The organism is Candidatus Binataceae bacterium (assembly GCA_035500095.1).
Taxonomy (GTDB): domain Bacteria; phylum Desulfobacterota; class Binatia; order Binatales; family Binataceae; genus JAKAVN01.
On record DATJXN010000145.1, the window covers coordinates 85,792 to 101,122 of the forward strand.

Genomic DNA, 15,331 nt, shown 5'->3' on the forward strand with positions numbered 1-15,331 from the left:
ACAGTGTAGGCTTCGCTCATAGCCAATACAAATGAGAGAGTCAATTTGCCTGACGGGCCCGGGCTCCCTGATCGGTCAAAGAATAGCTCATAGCGGGCTTAGGCTCGCAACCTCTTCCTTTTCGGGGCGCCGCAAGCATCCCGGATAAACGCCGCTTCAGGTCATTCACAGCTCTTATCGCTACGCAGCTCTTATCGCTACGATTGTCTCGATGCTATGCTGGCGCCAGTAATCGGATTTGGATCTGACATCACTCCAACAAAACGAGGAAGCCATGGGAGCAATTCCGGAGAAGTATCTCGATCTCGTCTCGGCGAACAAGAAATCCTTCGCGCACCTTGCGACGACGATGAAGGACGGCTCACCCCAGGTGACGCCCGTATGGCTGGACTATACCGACGGGATGATTCGCGTGAACACGGCGCGCGGCCGGGTGAAAGACCGCAACCTCAAGGTTGGCGCCAAGGTCGCGCTCTCGATATCGGATCCCGATAACCCCTACCGCTACGTGCAGATTCGCGGCAAGGTGGCGAAGGAAAGCGAGCAGGGCGCCGACGCACATATCGATTCGCTGGCCAAAAAGTACATGGGCGTCGATTCGTACCCCTACCGCACGCCCACCGAGAAGCGCGTGATTTATTATATCGAACCGCTTTCCGGTCAGGGGATGAACTAGGGCGGCTTCGCAGTTCGGTTCGAAAATTCGGGAAAATTCGGACCGAGTGGTATATGAAGGCCGGGTCGGCGGTAACTTGCCGCCGGCCCGTCATGGCCGGGCGCGACGCGTGCGAGCGTCAGCTCAGTGAAGGCTGCGGGGTCTGCTTTCCTGCTGAATCGTGCTGCCGCAGGTCGAGCCGCAATGCGGACAGACGTACTCGTACTTGTCGCCCTCGGGCAGAATCAGCAGCAGACGCTTTCGGACTTTGACCGCGCGGTTGCACCTGGGACAGGCGAGCAGCGAGGCTTCCATCCGCTCGAACGCGGGCCGGCGAGGGTCTCTGTTCCCTTGCATCGCCAACCAGAATAGCGAGGCGGCGGGCAAGGCGGCAACCGCCGCGCGCGATGCCGCTTCATCTGGCGTCGTGAAAAATTACCCCGAGACTGAACCGCCGCCCCTCGCGCATCCGGCTCACCCCGTGGCGCATCATCACCCGGTAGTGGCCGCGGCTGCCGGCGACCGGCCGCTCGCTGGTCGCGAAGATGATCGCTTCGCCATGGCTGAGCGCGATCGCTTCGCCGCGGCTCTGCGCGCGCGGGCGGTTCTCGATCAGCAGGAATTCGCCGCCGCTGAAATCGACGCCGGGCTGACTCAGCAGGCAGGTCAGCTGGAGCGGAAAGGCGACCTCGCCGTAAAGGTCCTGGTGGAGGCAGTTGTAGCCGCCGGCGTCGTAGCGGAGCAGGAGCGGGGTCGGTTTGATTTGCCCGGCGCGCCGGCAGATATCGAGGAAGCGCTCGAGTTGCGGTGGATACATTGCGTCGCGGCCCATCGCGCGGCGCCATCGGTTCGCGATCGGCGCAAGATGCGGGTAAATCGCGGTCCGGATGGCGGCCACCAGCGGCGGCAGCGGCGGCGCGAAATACTTGTATTCGCCCACGCCGAAGCGCACCCGTTCCATCACGACCCGCGAACGAAAGCGCTCGCGCTCGTCGTACATCGCGGCAAGCCTGGCGCATCGTGCCGGCGCAAGCATCGCGGGGATGGTCACGTAGCCGCGCTCGTCGAGCGTGCGCTCGAGCGCGGCCCAGTCGAGCGCGTTCAGGCGGCGTTCGAACTCGGCGGTCAGCGCCGGAACTGCCTCCCCGGTCATTGCGGTTGGGAGTTTTTCTTTCACGAACTCAGCATACGACGAGGTTCGTACGATCATCTTACAGACTTCAACCCCGCATCCGCGCCCGCGTGAACCAGCCGCCCGCCTGGTTGAATATTCGCCAAGCTGACAACAGCGCCGGGCCCCTGATATTCTGATTAGCCGCGATGGAAGATTCGGAACAGCCCAGGAGCGCATCATCTCAGCCGAGGGTCTTTATCGAGACCTACGGCTGCCAGATGAACATCGCCGATTCCGAGTTGGTCGGCGCAGTGCTGCGCCGCGCCGGCTACGTGTTCGCCGCCGCCGCCGAAGAAGCCGACGTTATCCTGCTTAACACCTGCGCGATTCGCGAGCATGCCGAAGCACGCGTGCTGCAGCGCCTCGGCCATCTGGCGCGCTTGCGGCGTATGCGCCCCGGATTGCGGCTGGGATTGCTCGGATGCATGGCGACGCACAACCGCGCCGCGCTGATCGAGAAGGCGCCGTGGCTGGATTTAGTCGCGGGGCCGGACAGCTACCGGCGGCTGCCGGAATTGCTCGGCCGCGCGCGTTCCGGCAGCGCAACGCGGCACGCGGCGCAGATCGACGTGCGCCTGGATCGCCTGGAAACCTATGCCGATATTGTCCCGGCGCACGAAGGCGGCGTGCGCGCGTACGTGACCGCGATGCGCGGATGCGATCGGTTTTGCGCGTTTTGCGTGGTTCCGTACGTGCGCGGCCGCGAGCGCAGCGTCCCGCCCGAGGCTATTCTGGACGACATTCGCGGACTCGCCGCGCGCGGCGCGCGCGAAATCGTGCTGCTCGGACAGACCGTCAATGCCTACCGCTTCGGCGATACCGACTTCGGCCGCCTGCTTCACCTGGTCGCCGCAGTCGAAGGCGTCGAGCGAATCCGCTTCACGTCCCCGCATCCCTCGGACATGAGCGAGTCTGTTATCGAGGCGATGGCGATCGAGTCGAAAGTGCAGCCGTCGCTCCATCTGCCGGTGCAATCGGGATCGGACCGGGTACTGTCCGCGATGGAACGCGGATACACGGCCGCCGAATACCTGCGCCTGGTCGAGCGGATTCGCGGGGCGGTACCGGCAATTGCGCTCTCGACCGACATCATCGTGGGCTTTCACGGCGAGGAGGAAGCGGAGTTTCGCGCGACGCTCGAGTTGATGGCAGCGGTGCGCTACGACTCGGCGTTCAGCTTCAAATATTCGCTGCGCGAGAACACTCGCGCGTTCAGGCTCGGCGACACCGTCAGCGAAGAAGAAAAGGGCCGCCGGCTGGCCGAAGTTATCGCACTACAGGAGCGCATCTCGGCCGAGCGCAACCGCGTCCTCATAGGCGAACAGGTCGCGGTACTGGTCGAGGGGCCGGCGCGGCGGGGCCAAGGGATGCTCGCCGGCAAGACGCCGCAATTCAAGACGGCGGTGTTCCCGGCCGCCGCGTCGATCGCTCCCGGCGATACCGTGGCGGCGCGCGTGGAGTCGGCGAGCGCGCATACGCTCCACTGCGTGCTCGCGTAATCTCGTCAGATCAGCGATCTCCCCTGAGCGCCGTCCACCGGCAGGCAGGCCCCGGTGATCCAGCTTGCCCGCGGCGAGGCCAGGCACACCACGGCATAGGCGACTTCTTCGGGACGGCCCAGGCGGCCGGCGGGAAACTCGTGGCTTATGAAGTCCTTCTCGAAAGCCGGATTGGCCTTGAACGCTTTCTCCCAGTTGCCTCCCGGGTAAAGGATCGATCCGGGCGCGACGGTGTTGACCCGGATTCCTTTGGGCGCCAGCTCGCGCGAAAGCATCTTGGTGAACGAGATCATCGCGGCCTTCGATGAGTTGTAGGTCAGCGGGCCACCCGCCTCGCGGCCGTAGATCGAACTGATGTTGATGATCGAGCCGCCGCCGCGCTGCTCCATCAGCGGCGCGCACATCCGCGAAAGCCGCACTGCCGAAAAGAAATTAAGCTGGAACGCGGCCTGCCACGCCGCCTCGTCCAGGTCCGCCAGCGCGCCCATCCGCGCGCCTCCCGCATTGTTGACCAGCACGTCAACCGCGCCCATCCGCGCAGCGGCGCCTTCGACCCATCGCGCGGCGGCAACCGGGTCGGCAACGTCGACCGCCTCGGCGTCAACCTCGTAGCCCCGCGTACGCAACTCGGCCGCCGCCTTCTCCAGCGCCCCAGCTCCGCGCGCGCAGAGACAAAGGCGCGCACCCTCGGCGCCCAACGCCTCGGCCATTGCCCGCCCCAACCCACGGCTCGCGCCGGTTATCATCACGACCTTGTTCGCGAGACCCAGGTCCATCGGTAACTCTCCTTTAGTGTGATGTCCCGCAAATAACTTACTATCCGGAAAAGCCTCAAGGTGTCATTCCGAGGGAGTCAGCGACCGAGGAATCCCGGGTCTTTATTCGATTTTTCGTGGAACCCGGGATTCCTCGCTGCGCTCGGAAGGACAGCCTTCAGATCTTTGGGATGAAAACTTATTTCCAGACACCGCTTTAGCATTAACCCTCTTTTTGCGGATTGCAGCTCGCGCGCCGCCGCCCTTCCTTAAAAAAGCCCAGACATCGCGGCAGCCCGTGCGGCAAGACGCCTGCCCCCGGCCGCGATGGGGTACCATCTAGCAAAGGAGCCCGCGATTTACATGCGTTTACGGGGCCTGCGAGGCGCGGCGCGATGCCGGCCGGGGCCGTCGAGCCGCGGTTGACACGCCCAAGAGGCGGACTTAAGCTGCAAAGTCTTGCTTTGAGAGATACAGGGAGGTCTATGGAAATCCGAGTTGAAGGCTCTCTCGACCAGGCGATGCGGGTGCTCAAGCGCAAGCTCGCCAAGGAGGGAGTGTTCAAGGAAATGAAGAAGCGGGCTTTTTACGAAAAGCCCAGTGTCCGCCGCAAACGCAAGCGCTCCGAAGCCCAACGCCGCCGCCGCAAGGAACAGCGCCGCCGCCGCGCCTCTGCCCTCTAAGCGCTCAACCGAGCACCGCTAACCCGTGTAACGCCGGCAAAGGCCTGGCGCGTCGCGGCCACATGTCCGCGCCGTGCGTGCTCCGTCGCCGTTCAGCCTGATACGGGCCGCCAGGTGAAGATCACCTGACCGCGGGCGACGTAACAGTCGAGATCGTAGTGCGTCAGACCGAGCGCTGCCCGGCCCAACCGGAAGCCTTCGATCGTGCGCCGCAGCCTCTCGGGCAGCTCCCGCGATTCCGCCTCGGCTTGGCCGGTCTCTGCGTGCAGCATAGCGCTCAGCTCAACCGCCACGCATCCGGCCTCGCGATGGCGTCCGGGGGCGTCATCGCCCGTCTCGAGCGCCGCGCATCCCAGGCAGAGCACCACTCGCTCGCCGGATTCCGCGGCGCGGTCGAGATCGTCGGATAGACGGGTGAGCGCCGTCGCACATTCATCCCATCGCTCGTGCGCGCGTTCGGTAGAGTAGCGGCGGATCGCCCGCGCAACGCGGCTGAGCGCGTCCTCGCCCGCGCCCGGTCCGAGCGTGAAGACGCCGTCCTCGTCGATACGCAATCCGTCGCCGAGCCGGTCCGCGCCGAACTGTTCGGCGAGGAATTCGCGCAGGTTAATCGGCAGGGCACATTGCAGATTGAGCGGCGGTGATTCGGGCGGCGAATTGCGGGTAGAGTTGCGAAGTCTGGCGGGTCGGGCGCGGCGGTTGAGAACTGGCTCGGTTCCCAAGGGATCGGTAAAGGCCGGCCGGATGAAGCCGGACAGTGAGCCTTCGATGAATCGCGAGATGTATGCCTCTCTACGTCCCAAAGGTGCGCTCCGCAAGGTAGCAACCTCCTATGACTGTAGCGCCGGGAACCCGAGGATCGACGGCGGCCGACCCAGGTACGGAGACCGGGCAAAGCTGACCCACGGCCATTGTTCCAGCCACTGAAAATCCAACGACGACGATGTTGCGGAAAATATGGAAAGTTGGGTGAGAACCGATCTTGCGGAGCGAGCGTCGTGCGAGCCCGGAATACCTGCCGAGAGCCGCCGGAAGCATCGCGCTGCCGCTTGCGAGCGGCTTGCGGAATTAGCCTCCAACGGGACCGCGGGGTCCGATAGTGGAAAAGCGACGACTCGCGTCATACGACGAGGCCCTTTTCATCATCACCACCAGCCCGCTCGACATCCCCGCAACTGCCCCCGCCCGTCCTCTCCCCATCATCCTGCCGAGCGGCGACTCGTGGTAGTTTCCGCGGCTTTGGCCAACCGGAGCCACACAAAGGCCAAATTTGCCAAAGCCGTGTGCTGCTACAGGCTGTACGGCGACCATCACGTTAAAATTGCGCCGGACAGGAAACTGTTTAGCGCGCGAACGTGGCTTGGGCAACGAGGATGCAAGAGATCGATCTGTGATCACGAACTTGACATTGAACGGCACGCGTGAGCCGCTTCGGGATACCCGGCCGCACGGCTGGGCTCGATATATGAGCCAGCCTAATGATGCTCGACCGGTGCATCCGCAATCCGCCGTGGGGATGCAGCCCGACTGAAGGCGCAGCGCCCCAAGCAGGGAAAGCGTTTGCCGCACATGCGGCCTCGGCCGCGTCACGCAGATGCGCCAGGGGCCGGCGCTCGGCTGCGGACGCCAACGATCGCCCCACGGATTAAAGGAGCGAATCCCTCGCCGCGAAAACTCGCTCGCCAGCAGCCTCTCCGAGGCCGAATTTTTTTTGTGGAGCCAGCGGCCTGTTACCGGCTGACTTTGAAGCCTAACGGCCTGCTTAGGGCTCCAGGCGCTCCATCATCCGCGGGAACGGGATCGTCTCGCGAATATGATGCAGTCCGCAGAGCCATGCGACCACCCGCTCGATACCCATCCCGAACCCCGCGTGCGGCACCGATCCGTAGCGTCTCAGGTCGAGGTACCAGTTGAGCGGCTCGATTGGCAGGCCGTGGGCGACGATGCGCGCGCGCAGCGTCTCGTAATCGTCCTCGCGCTGGCCGCCGCCGATAATCTCGCCGTAGCCCTCGGGCGCCAGCATATCGACGCAGAGCGCCACTTCCGGTCGGTCAGGGTCGCGCTTCATGTAAAAGGCCTTGCACTCGGCCGGGTAGCGATGGACCATCACGGGCCGGTCGAACTCCGCCGAGAGCGCCGTTTCCTCGTCGCCGCCGAGGTCGTCGCCCCATTTGACCGCGAGGCCCTTGGCGTGCAGCCGTTTGATCGCCTCGTCGTAGGTGATTCGCGGATAGGGCGTCTGGGCCGCGCGCTTTAGCGGCTCGCGGTCGCGCTCGAGCGTGGCCAGGTCGGCCGCGCGCCGTTCGAGCACGCGGCCAACGATATAGGCCACGAAGTCCTCGGCGAGCTGCATGTCTTCGGCGAGCGTGTAGTATGCGACCTCCGGCTCGACCATCCAGAACTCCGTCAGATGGCGCCGCGTCTTTGACTTTTCCGCGCGGAATGTGGGGCCGAAACAATACACCTTGCCCAGCGCGAGCGCGCCCGCCTCGGCATAGAGCTGGCCGCTTTGCGTGAGATAGGCCTTGCGTTCCCCGAAGTAGTCGATTTCGAAGAGATTGGTAGTGCCCTCGCACGAGGTCGGGGTCAGGATCGGTGCGTCGAACAGCACGAAGCCGCGATCATGAAAGAACTGGCGCGCCGCCGCGGCGACCTCGTCGCGCACGCGCAGGATCGCGTGCTGGCGCGCCGAGCGCACCCACAAGTGGCGCAGGTCGAGCAGGAAGGCGACGCCGTGCTCCTTGGGCGTGATCGGATAGTCGGCCGCCGGCGCGTAAACCTTGAAGTGCTTGACCGTCAGCTCGAAACCGCCCGGCGCGCGCTTGTCCTCGCGCACCGCACCAGTCACCTCGAGCGAGCTTTCCTGACCGAGGTGGTCGGCGGCGGAGAACGCCTCGGCGCCGATTTCATTGAGCAGGGCGACGCACTGGCACACCCCGGTGCCGTCGCGCAGCAGCAGGAAATGGATTTTGCCGCTTGAGCGGCGATTGTAAAGCCATCCCTTGAGCGTGATTTCCTCGCCCACGTGGCGGCCCAGTTCCTCGATATAAACCCACGCCATGGAGCTATTTAAGCAGATTGGCGCGGTTTGGCGAGCGCGAGCGCGACGGCCGTCGCTCGTTCGCAGCGCCCCGTTGGGATAGGTTGATCGACGACGTGGAGTGAGGCGCGATGAACGGTCTCGACTATCTGATCCTGGCGGCGATCGGACTCGGCGCATTGATGGGCGCGGGACGCGGAATCCTGCGCATCGCCTCGTCGCTCATCGCGCTGGTGTCGGCCTTTTACCTGGCCGCGGTTTACGACAAGCCGGCCGGCGATCAACTTGCGCGCGCGTTTTCGCTGAAGCCCGCGACTGGCGCGACGCTGGGTTATATCGTCATCTTTCTCACCGTGATGATTGTCGTGGCGTGGGGCGGCTCGAAGCTCGCCCAGCTAATTCGCGCCGTGCACATGAGCTGGGCCGACCGGCTCGGCGGCGCGGTCGTCGGCGCCGCGATGGGCGCGCTGGTATCGGCGCTGGTCGTGGTGATCGCGACCGCGACGCTGCCGGCAGACACGGCGGTGATCCGCGATTCACAGCTTGCGCCGCGCGTGCTCGACTATAGCCACGACCTGGCGGGCTTCGTCCCCGTACAGATGCGCGACGCCTACTACTACCGCGAAGCCCAGGTCATCACGTACTGGAACCAGCATAAAACGGCGCCGCCCGAGTCCGCATCGGGACCCGCGGCGGCGCCGTAAAGAATCGGATTTGTACGGACGGATTGTAAGGTAGGGCGAATCAGACGAGCGCGCTATCGACCGCTTTCACGAGATGGCTCTTCGGCACGGCGCCGACGATCTGCTCCTTGACCTGACCGCTCTTGATGATCAGCAGGTTCGGAATTCCGCGGACGCCGTAACGCGCCGGCGTTTCGGGATTGTCGTCAACGTTAATCTTCACCACCTTGAGCCGGCCGGCGTATTCGCCCGCTAGTTCGTCGATGATCGGAGCGATGGCCCGGCAGGGCGCGCACCACGGCGCCCAGAAGTCGATCAAAACCGCCTTGTCGGATTTCAGAACTTCCTGGTCGAAGTTCGCGTCGGTTACGTGGTTAACTAGCTCGCTGGCCATCGGAACTTTACTCCTTGCCGCTACGTTAGACTTTAAACGTAAGGACGCCCAGCCGGGCAGTCAAGGCGGGTCCGGAAGCGGTCAAACGCGCGACCGTTCGATCAAAAGCGCGCGGCGGCCGCGACCTCGGGTTGACACCTCGGGATCGCCGGGCATTGAATCATCGCACGATGGAACGCTATGTGCGCACTTCGCCGATTGGCCCGCTTTCGACGACCACGGTTCGGCGCCTATGCCTGACCGTGGCCGCGATTGGTATAGCGGCCGCTGTAGCGGGCTTTCTCGGCGGGACGGGATCGGTGCGCGCCGCGATCGAACACGTCGGCGCGCCCGCGCCCGACTTCAGCTGCGAACGATGCCTCAACCATGCGCCGTTCAAGCTGAGCGATTTGCGCGGCAAGGTGGTGCTGGTCGATTTCTGGGAATACACCTGCATCAACTGCATCCGCACTTTTCCCTATCTGCGCCGCTGGGATCGGCTTTATCGTCCGCTGGGCCTGGTGATCGTCGGCGTGCATACGCCCGAGTTCGAGTTCGGCAAGAATCCCGAGCGAGTCGCGGACGCCACCAAACGCTTCGGCTTCGATTTTCCGGTCGCGATCGATAGCGACTACAAAATCTGGTACGCGTTTCATAACGAGGGCTGGCCCGCCGACTACCTGATCGACAAGAACGGCAACATCGCCTACACACACCTGGGCGAGGGCGAGTACGGCTACTTCGAACAGAAGATTCAGGAATTGCTCAAACAGGCCAATCCCGCGCTCGACTTCAACCAGACCAAATACAGAATTCCGCAAGACGAGAACGTCGACTTGAACGGCGGCGTCTGTATGCGTGCGACGCCGGAAACCTATCTCGGCTTCGCGCACACGATGAATATCGCGAATCCGGGCGGCGAGGATCGCACGCGTCAGATCGTGTACGCGGCGCCGGCCGACGTCCCGCTGGACGAGTTCGCGCTCAATGGCCGATGGCTCGCGGCCGACGAATACGTGCGTCATGCGGTCGAGGCCAAGCCGCCGGGGGATTCGATCGCGCTGCACTACCGCGCCAAGTCGGTTTACCTGGTGGCCGGCTCTGACGACGCGAAACCGCATCGGCTCTGTGTCGAACAGGACGGCAAGCCGCTACCCAAGCCGGCCTGGGGCGTCGACGTGCGCGCCGCAAGCGACGGCCGGACCTACCTGGAGCTCGGCGCCAAGCGGATGTACTACGTCGTCAACAACGACGAGTTCGGCGGCCATCTGCTGCAACTCTACGCGCTCGAGCCCGGTCTCTCCCTCTATTCGTTCACGTTCGGCAATAACTGTGAGAACAAGTTCGCGCACCGCTGAATCGTCGCCATTAATTCACGGCTCCTCTCGCCGGACATAAAATTTCAAGGCCCCGACGTTTTGACCGCGCGCGAGCACTTGTGATGTGGCGGCGCCGCGCGTTTGCAATTTTCGTTTCCGACGGTCTATCCGCTGACAACTTGCCGAATTGGCTCGTAGATGGCGATTTCTGGCGTAAAATTATCTATTTACGAATCTATAGACTCTAATTTCCCGCTGATGCAGTATACGCATCACACGGCCATGGCCTCTCGAGAAGTCGGAGAAGAACTGGTCTATCCTTCGCTGCCCGCGGCACTCCTGACCGCGATGCTCGTGCTATTGCTGAGCGGCACCGTCGGACGGTTGCTGATGGAGCGCGACGCGGTGGAGCGATTCCTCCGCGAATGGCTGCCGTTCTTTCCCTTCCTTGAGGCCTTTCCGCCGTGGGCGCGCGAGGCGCCGTTCATCTTCGGCGCTATAGCCGTGGCTGTCATCCTGGCGGTGCGATACCTCGCCGGTGTCCTGCCGGCGATCGCGCTCTATCTGCTGGCTCTGGCAGTAGCTTGCGCCGTGGCTTTGGTGGCGCCGCCGACGCGGCTGCCGGCAGACCCTCAGGACTGGATATTCGTGTGCTATGTAACCTTGGCAGCTTTCGTGGGCGGTGCGCCCAAACCTTACGAAGATCAGATTTAGGCCGGCGCGCACACGGTCGGAACCAAGTGCGCGCTGCGCGGGCGCGACGCGCGAACTTGACAGCCGCGGCGGCGCCGTGGTCTATCGGAAATCGAGTGCGCGAAATCGAACCCGCGTAATAATCGAGTCCGGCACAACCCAGACAGCCGATAACCAGCAACCTAGTCGAGTCAGACTGCCGGCGGTCCGGGGAGCGCGGGGCCGCGAGTTGAGGCTTCGCCGCTAAAATTCTGAGGAGGATTGCGACGATGAAAGCCGCCGTATTTTATGGTCCCAAGCAGCCGCTCGTTGTCGAAGACGTCGAGATCGACCAGCCGATGGATCGCGAGGTCCTGGTGCGCACCGTGGCGAGCGGCGTCTGCCACAGCGATCTGCACTTCGTCGATGGCTTTTACAGCTTCCCGGCGCCCGCGGTACTGGGCCATGAAGCCGCCGGCATCGTCGAGGCGGTCGGCAAGGCCGTCGATTACGTGAAACCCGGCGACCACGTCATCGCTTGCCTCTCGGTCTTCTGCGGCTACTGCGACGACTGCATGGCGGGCCATCCCAACCGATGCACCAATCGCGCGGCCACCCAGCGGCGCAAGACCGACAAACCGCGCCTTGCGCTCAAGGGCCAGCCGATGCGCCAGTTTGCCGACCTTTCGACCTACGCCGAGAAGATGCTGGTGCACGAGAATGCGCTGGTGAAGATCGGCAACGACATGCCGCTCGACCGCGCTGCGCTCATCGGATGCGGCGTCACGACCGGCGTCGGCGCGGTGCTCAACACTGCGCGGATCGAGCCCGGAAGCACAGTCGCGGTCTTCGGATGCGGCGGCGTGGGCCTCGCGGCGATCCAGGGCGCGCGTATCGCGGGCGCCCGGATGATCATCGCCGTCGATCAGTACGAGTCGAAGCTCGCCCTCGCGCGGCGGCTCGGCGCCACCCACACCGTCGATTCCTCCCACACCGACGCGGTCAAGGCGATCCGCGAGCTGGCGAGCCCCGGCCAGCCGTCGGAGCCAGTGGTTGCGGGTCTCGGGGTGAGCGGCGGCGTCGATTACTCGTTCGAGGCGGTGGGACTCAAGAAACTCGCCGAGGACTGCTTCGATTGCATCAAGCCCGGCGGCACCGCGACGATCATCGGCATGATCCCGGTAGGTCAGAAGGTCGAACTCGACGGGCCCAAGTTCCTCACCGAGCGCAAGATCCAGGGCACCAACATGGGTTCCAACCGCTTCCGCATCGACATGCTGCGGTATATCGATTTTTACCAGCAGGGCCGCCTCAATCTCGACGACATGATCACGCGGCGCGGCAAGCTCGCCGACGTCAACGAGGCGTTCCGCGCGATGAAGGCCGGCGAGGTCGCCCGCACCGTTCTGATGTTCGACTGACTTCGGACAGGAGAGAGACGAGATGAAAGCCGCAATTTTCCATGGACCCGGCAAACCGCTCAGCATCGAGGAAATCCAGGTTGACGAACCGCGCGAGCACGAGGTGCTCGTGCGCACGGTTGCCACCGGCGTCTGCCATAGCGACCTCCACTTCGTCGAAGGGCTGTGGCCCCATCCCGCACCCGCCGTGCTCGGCCACGAGGCCGCCGGCATCGTCGAACGCGTCGGTTCGGCGGTGACCTACCTCAAGGCGGGCGATCACGTGATCTCGTGTCCGTCGGTGTTCTGCGGGCGCTGCAAGCAATGCAACTCCGGCCATCCGTACCGATGCACCAACCGCCCGGCGGTCCGCCGCCCCAAGGGCGACCAGCCGCGCCTGTCCAAGGACGGCGCGATGATCCGCCAGTTCAGCGATCTTTCGACGTACGCTGAGAAGATGCTGGTGCATGAGAACGCGCTGGTGAAGATTCGCGACGACATGCCGCTCGACCGCGCCGCGCTCATCGGGTGCGGCGTGACCACCGGTGTCGGCGCCGCGCTCAACACGGCGAAGGTCGAGCCGGGCTCGACGGTGGCGGTCTTCGGCGCCGGCGGGATCGGGCTTTCCGCGATCCAGGGCGCGCGCATCGCCGGCGCCGCGATGATCATCGCGGTGGACATGTTCGAGCACAAGCTCGCGACCGCCAAGCGCCTGGGCGCCACCCACACGGTGGACGCGTCGTCGGCCGATCCGGTTGAGGCGATCCAGAAGATGACCGACGGCGGCGTGGACTATGCGTTCGAGGCGATCGGGCTCAAGAAGGCCGCCGAGCAGTGTTTCGAAGCGCTCGCGCCGGGCGGCACCGCAACCGTGATCGGGATGATCCCGGTCGGGCAGAAGGTCGAGATCGACGGGCCCAAGCTGCTCACCGAGCGGCGGATCATGGGCTCGCTGATGGGTTCGAACCGCTTCCGCATCGACATGCCGCGGTACATCGATTTCTACCTCCAGGGACGGCTCAACCTCGACGACATGATCTCGCGCCGCGGCCGGCTCGAGGACGTGAACGAGGCGTTCCGCGCGATGAAGGCGGGCGAGGTGTCCCGGACGGTATTGACATTCGAGTAGCCGCGAGCGCCTTCTGCCAACGGCAGGCAGGCGACAGGAAATGCCCGTTTCCGGGAGGGTTTTGCAGGTCTCGAGCCGCGCAACCGGATCCGGATGCCTGCGGGGTTTCTCCCCGCTGTCATGCAGCTTTTTTGCTCCCCCAACCGCGTATAATTTCCGCGGTGCCTGAAACCAATCAGGGGGACGCGAATGGAACAGCTGCTCTACCTTTCGACGCTCGAGCAGATAATCATCGTCACGGTGATTTTCTCCGGACTGAGCGTTCTCGGGCTTTACACCGTGCGGAAGCTGGTGCCGGTCGAGGCCTTAAAGAAAAACCACGAGGTGGCCGGGTTCACTTTTGGAGTGCTCGGCGCCTTCTACGGGCTGCTGCTGGCGTTCGTGATCGTGGCGGCATGGGAGCGCTTCGATCGCGCAAGCGCCAATGTTCAGGAAGAAGGAGTGGCGCTGGTCTCCCTCTATCGGCTCTCCAAGGGCTTCCCCGCGCCTGCCGCCGGCGAAATGCAGCATGCGATCCGCGCGTACACCCATCACCTGATCGACGTCGAATGGCCGGCCATGGAGCACGCGAATTTCGCCGGCATCGATGATTCCCTCGGCACGCAACCGCTATGGCAAATCGTCATGACGTACAGGCCCGACGATCCGCGCCAGACCCTGCTGGTCGACAAGAGTTTCGATCAGCTTTCGAAGCTCACCGAAGAGGGCAACCTGCGCTACCTGTATTCGAGAGAAGATCTGCCGTCGGTCGTGTGGCTGGTGATTTACGCCGGACTGCTGATCACGATCGGCTTCAGCTACTTCTTCGGTCTCGAGGCGTTCGCTTCGCAGGCGCTGATGTGCGCGATTTTCTCCACTCTGCTGGGCCTGACCATACTTGCGATTCTCGAGCTCGCGCATCCGTACCAGGGAACGGTCGTGGTGTCCGCGCAGCCGCTGGAGTACGCGTTGTCGCGCATGGACGACATGGACAAAATAAGCGTCGGCAGCCCTGCTCAGGACCCGCGTGCCGCGCGTTTCGGTCCTCTTGCCGTGCGCTGAAGAACCGGCCGCGCGTCCCAGCGCCTCAGATGAGGCGCATCTCCTTCATCAGCGCGTGGAGCTTTTCCGCCGGGCCGGGCGACATCGGCGTGAGCGGCATCCGCATCTCGGCCGTGCACTTGCCCATGAAGGCGAGCGCTTGCTTGACCGGGATCGGATTTGTCTCGACGAAGATCGCGCGCACCAGCGGCAGAAGCTTGTAGTGCAGCTCGCGCGCCCGCGGGTAGTCGCCCGCCAGCGCGGCCGCCGCCAGCTCGTGCGTCTCGCGCGGCATCAGGTTGCTGACGGTCGCGACCACGCCCTTGCCGCCGAGCGCCATCATCGGCAGCGTCAGCGCGTCGTCGCCCGACAGGATCGTCAGACGGTCGCCGCACAGGCGCCGGATGTCGGAGACCTGGTCCATCGAACCCGAGGCTTCCTTGATCGCCACCACGTTGCGGATTTCGCACAGCCGCGCGAAAGTTTCGGGCGCGATATTGGAGGCCGTGCGTCCGGGGATGTTGTAAACGATGAGCGGCAGATCGACCGCCGCCGCGACCATCTTGTAGTGCCTGAAGATACCGTCCTGGGTGGGCTTGTTGTAGTAGGGCGAGATCATCAGCGCGCCGTCGACGCCGGCTTCGCGCGCGGAGGCGGTCAGACGGATCGCCTCGGCGGTCGAGTTCGAGCCGGTGCCGGCCACCACGGGCACGCGCTTGCGCGTCTGATTGACGACGATCCGGATCACCTGCTCGTGCTCAGAGTGGGTGAGCGTGGCCGACTCTCCCGTCGAGCCGCAGGGCACGAGGCCGTCGATGCCGCTCTGAATCTGGAACTCGACCGCTTCACGCAGCGCCTGCTCGTCAACTTCGCCGTCGCGAAAAGGGGTCACCAAAGCCGTCAGTGCGCCGTTGAACATCGCTTCGCCT

General features: G+C 64.2%; 17 protein-coding genes. 10 read left to right on the plus strand and 7 right to left on the minus strand.

Annotated features, from left to right (window positions below; all coding sequences use genetic code 11):
* The first annotated feature begins 274 nt into the window (after positions 1-274).
* Positions 275-676: a PPOX class F420-dependent oxidoreductase gene (locus tag VMI09_16160; GenBank protein ID HTQ26222.1), complete on the plus strand. Its 402-nt coding sequence runs from the start codon at positions 275-277 to the stop codon at positions 674-676.
* A 123-nt stretch (positions 677-799) separates the two neighbouring features.
* Here the strand turns inward: VMI09_16160 and VMI09_16165 are convergent, their stop codons facing one another.
* Together VMI09_16165 and VMI09_16170 are read right to left on the minus strand one after the other, a co-directional pair.
* Positions 800-1,012: a hypothetical protein gene (locus VMI09_16165; protein HTQ26223.1), complete on the minus strand. Its 213-nt coding sequence runs from the start codon at positions 1,010-1,012 to the stop codon at positions 800-802.
* Positions 1,013-1,070: 58 nt separating this feature from the next.
* Positions 1,071-1,808, minus strand: a complete 738-nt coding sequence (locus VMI09_16170; protein ID HTQ26224.1) for a 2OG-Fe(II) oxygenase — start codon at positions 1,806-1,808, stop codon at positions 1,071-1,073.
* Positions 1,809-1,975: 167 nt separating this feature from the next.
* On the opposite strand from VMI09_16170, the gene miaB reads away from it, so the two are divergent.
* Positions 1,976-3,328, plus strand: coding sequence for a tRNA (N6-isopentenyl adenosine(37)-C2)-methylthiotransferase MiaB (miaB, locus tag VMI09_16175; GenBank protein ID HTQ26225.1), 1,353 nt, complete (start codon positions 1,976-1,978; stop codon positions 3,326-3,328).
* Between the two features lie 5 nt (positions 3,329-3,333).
* Here miaB and VMI09_16180 read toward each other — a convergent pair whose 3' ends face one another.
* On the minus strand, positions 3,334-4,104 hold the full coding sequence (locus VMI09_16180; protein HTQ26226.1) for an SDR family NAD(P)-dependent oxidoreductase: 771 nt from the start codon (positions 4,102-4,104) through the stop codon (positions 3,334-3,336).
* Between the two features lie 464 nt (positions 4,105-4,568).
* Here VMI09_16180 and rpsU point away from each other — a divergent pair, with 464 nt between their 5' ends.
* On the plus strand, positions 4,569-4,766 hold the full coding sequence (rpsU, locus tag VMI09_16185; protein HTQ26227.1) for a 30S ribosomal protein S21: 198 nt from the start codon (positions 4,569-4,571) through the stop codon (positions 4,764-4,766).
* A gap of 92 nt (positions 4,767-4,858) precedes the next feature.
* On the opposite strand, the gene VMI09_16190 is transcribed toward rpsU, so the two are convergent.
* Positions 4,859-5,569, minus strand: a complete 711-nt coding sequence (locus VMI09_16190) for a hypothetical protein (protein ID HTQ26228.1) — start codon at positions 5,567-5,569, stop codon at positions 4,859-4,861.
* 296 nt (positions 5,570-5,865) lie between these two features.
* Between VMI09_16190 and VMI09_16195 the strand changes: the two genes are divergently transcribed.
* A complete protein-coding gene (locus VMI09_16195; GenBank protein ID HTQ26229.1) occupies positions 5,866-5,994 on the plus strand; it encodes a hypothetical protein in 129 nt (42 codons plus the stop codon).
* Between the two features lie 534 nt (positions 5,995-6,528).
* On the opposite strand, the gene asnS is transcribed toward VMI09_16195, so the two are convergent.
* Entirely contained in the window at positions 6,529-7,827 is a 1,299-nt protein-coding gene (gene asnS, locus VMI09_16200) for an asparagine--tRNA ligase (protein ID HTQ26230.1), read from the minus strand.
* Positions 7,828-7,937: 110 nt separating this feature from the next.
* Here asnS and VMI09_16205 point away from each other — a divergent pair, with 110 nt between their 5' ends.
* Complete coding sequence (locus tag VMI09_16205; protein HTQ26231.1) at positions 7,938-8,510, plus strand: CvpA family protein; 573 nt, start codon at positions 7,938-7,940, stop codon at positions 8,508-8,510.
* A 40-nt stretch (positions 8,511-8,550) separates the two neighbouring features.
* Here the strand turns inward: VMI09_16205 and trxA are convergent, their stop codons facing one another.
* Positions 8,551-8,883 (minus strand): thioredoxin, encoded by a 333-nt coding sequence (trxA, locus tag VMI09_16210; protein ID HTQ26232.1) that lies wholly within the window; start codon positions 8,881-8,883, stop codon positions 8,551-8,553.
* 170 nt (positions 8,884-9,053) lie between these two features.
* Between trxA and VMI09_16215 the strand changes: the two genes are divergently transcribed.
* The 5 genes from VMI09_16215 (at position 9,054) to VMI09_16235 (ending at position 14,423) form a co-directional block, all read left to right on the plus strand.
* Entirely contained in the window at positions 9,054-10,220 is a 1,167-nt protein-coding gene (locus tag VMI09_16215; GenBank protein ID HTQ26233.1) for a redoxin family protein, read from the plus strand.
* A gap of 159 nt (positions 10,221-10,379) precedes the next feature.
* Positions 10,380-10,895 carry a hypothetical protein gene (locus VMI09_16220; protein ID HTQ26234.1) on the plus strand — a complete coding sequence of 172 codons (516 nt, stop codon included), beginning with the start codon at positions 10,380-10,382 and terminating at the stop codon, positions 10,893-10,895.
* A 248-nt stretch (positions 10,896-11,143) separates the two neighbouring features.
* Positions 11,144-12,274, plus strand: a complete 1,131-nt coding sequence (locus tag VMI09_16225) for a Zn-dependent alcohol dehydrogenase (protein ID HTQ26235.1) — start codon at positions 11,144-11,146, stop codon at positions 12,272-12,274.
* 22 nt (positions 12,275-12,296) lie between these two features.
* Positions 12,297-13,382: a Zn-dependent alcohol dehydrogenase gene (locus VMI09_16230; protein ID HTQ26236.1), complete on the plus strand. Its 1,086-nt coding sequence runs from the start codon at positions 12,297-12,299 to the stop codon at positions 13,380-13,382.
* Between the two features lie 189 nt (positions 13,383-13,571).
* Positions 13,572-14,423: a hypothetical protein gene (locus VMI09_16235; GenBank protein ID HTQ26237.1), complete on the plus strand. Its 852-nt coding sequence runs from the start codon at positions 13,572-13,574 to the stop codon at positions 14,421-14,423.
* Positions 14,424-14,448: 25 nt separating this feature from the next.
* Here VMI09_16235 and dapA read toward each other — a convergent pair whose 3' ends face one another.
* On the minus strand, positions 14,449-15,321 hold the full coding sequence (dapA, locus tag VMI09_16240) for a 4-hydroxy-tetrahydrodipicolinate synthase (GenBank protein ID HTQ26238.1): 873 nt from the start codon (positions 15,319-15,321) through the stop codon (positions 14,449-14,451).
* Positions 15,322-15,331 lie beyond the last annotated feature (10 nt).

Excerpts from the sequence above, each read along its gene's own strand:
- VMI09_16205 (HTQ26231.1), top strand. The coding sequence starts at position 7,938 with ATGAACGGTCTCGACTATCTGATCCTGGCGGCGATCGGACTCGGCGCA.
- rpsU (HTQ26227.1), top strand. The coding sequence starts at position 4,569 with ATGGAAATCCGAGTTGAAGGCTCTCTCGACCAGGCGATGCGGGTGCTC.
- VMI09_16225 (HTQ26235.1), top strand. The coding sequence starts at position 11,144 with ATGAAAGCCGCCGTATTTTATGGTCCCAAGCAGCCGCTCGTTGTCGAA.
- trxA (HTQ26232.1), bottom strand. The coding sequence starts at position 8,883 with ATGGCCAGCGAGCTAGTTAACCACGTAACCGACGCGAACTTCGACCAG.
- VMI09_16215 (HTQ26233.1), top strand. The coding sequence starts at position 9,054 with ATGGAACGCTATGTGCGCACTTCGCCGATTGGCCCGCTTTCGACGACC.
- VMI09_16235 (HTQ26237.1), top strand. The coding sequence starts at position 13,572 with ATGGAACAGCTGCTCTACCTTTCGACGCTCGAGCAGATAATCATCGTC.
- VMI09_16230 (HTQ26236.1), top strand. The coding sequence starts at position 12,297 with ATGAAAGCCGCAATTTTCCATGGACCCGGCAAACCGCTCAGCATCGAG.
- VMI09_16170 (HTQ26224.1), bottom strand. The coding sequence starts at position 1,808 with ATGACCGGGGAGGCAGTTCCGGCGCTGACCGCCGAGTTCGAACGCCGC.
- VMI09_16220 (HTQ26234.1), top strand. The coding sequence starts at position 10,380 with ATGGCGATTTCTGGCGTAAAATTATCTATTTACGAATCTATAGACTCT.
- VMI09_16165 (HTQ26223.1), bottom strand. The coding sequence starts at position 1,012 with ATGCAAGGGAACAGAGACCCTCGCCGGCCCGCGTTCGAGCGGATGGAA.
- asnS (HTQ26230.1), bottom strand. The coding sequence starts at position 7,827 with ATGGCGTGGGTTTATATCGAGGAACTGGGCCGCCACGTGGGCGAGGAA.
- dapA (HTQ26238.1), bottom strand. The coding sequence starts at position 15,321 with ATGTTCAACGGCGCACTGACGGCTTTGGTGACCCCTTTTCGCGACGGC.
- miaB (HTQ26225.1), top strand. The coding sequence starts at position 1,976 with ATGGAAGATTCGGAACAGCCCAGGAGCGCATCATCTCAGCCGAGGGTC.
- VMI09_16160 (HTQ26222.1), top strand. The coding sequence starts at position 275 with ATGGGAGCAATTCCGGAGAAGTATCTCGATCTCGTCTCGGCGAACAAG.
- VMI09_16180 (HTQ26226.1), bottom strand. The coding sequence starts at position 4,104 with ATGGACCTGGGTCTCGCGAACAAGGTCGTGATGATAACCGGCGCGAGC.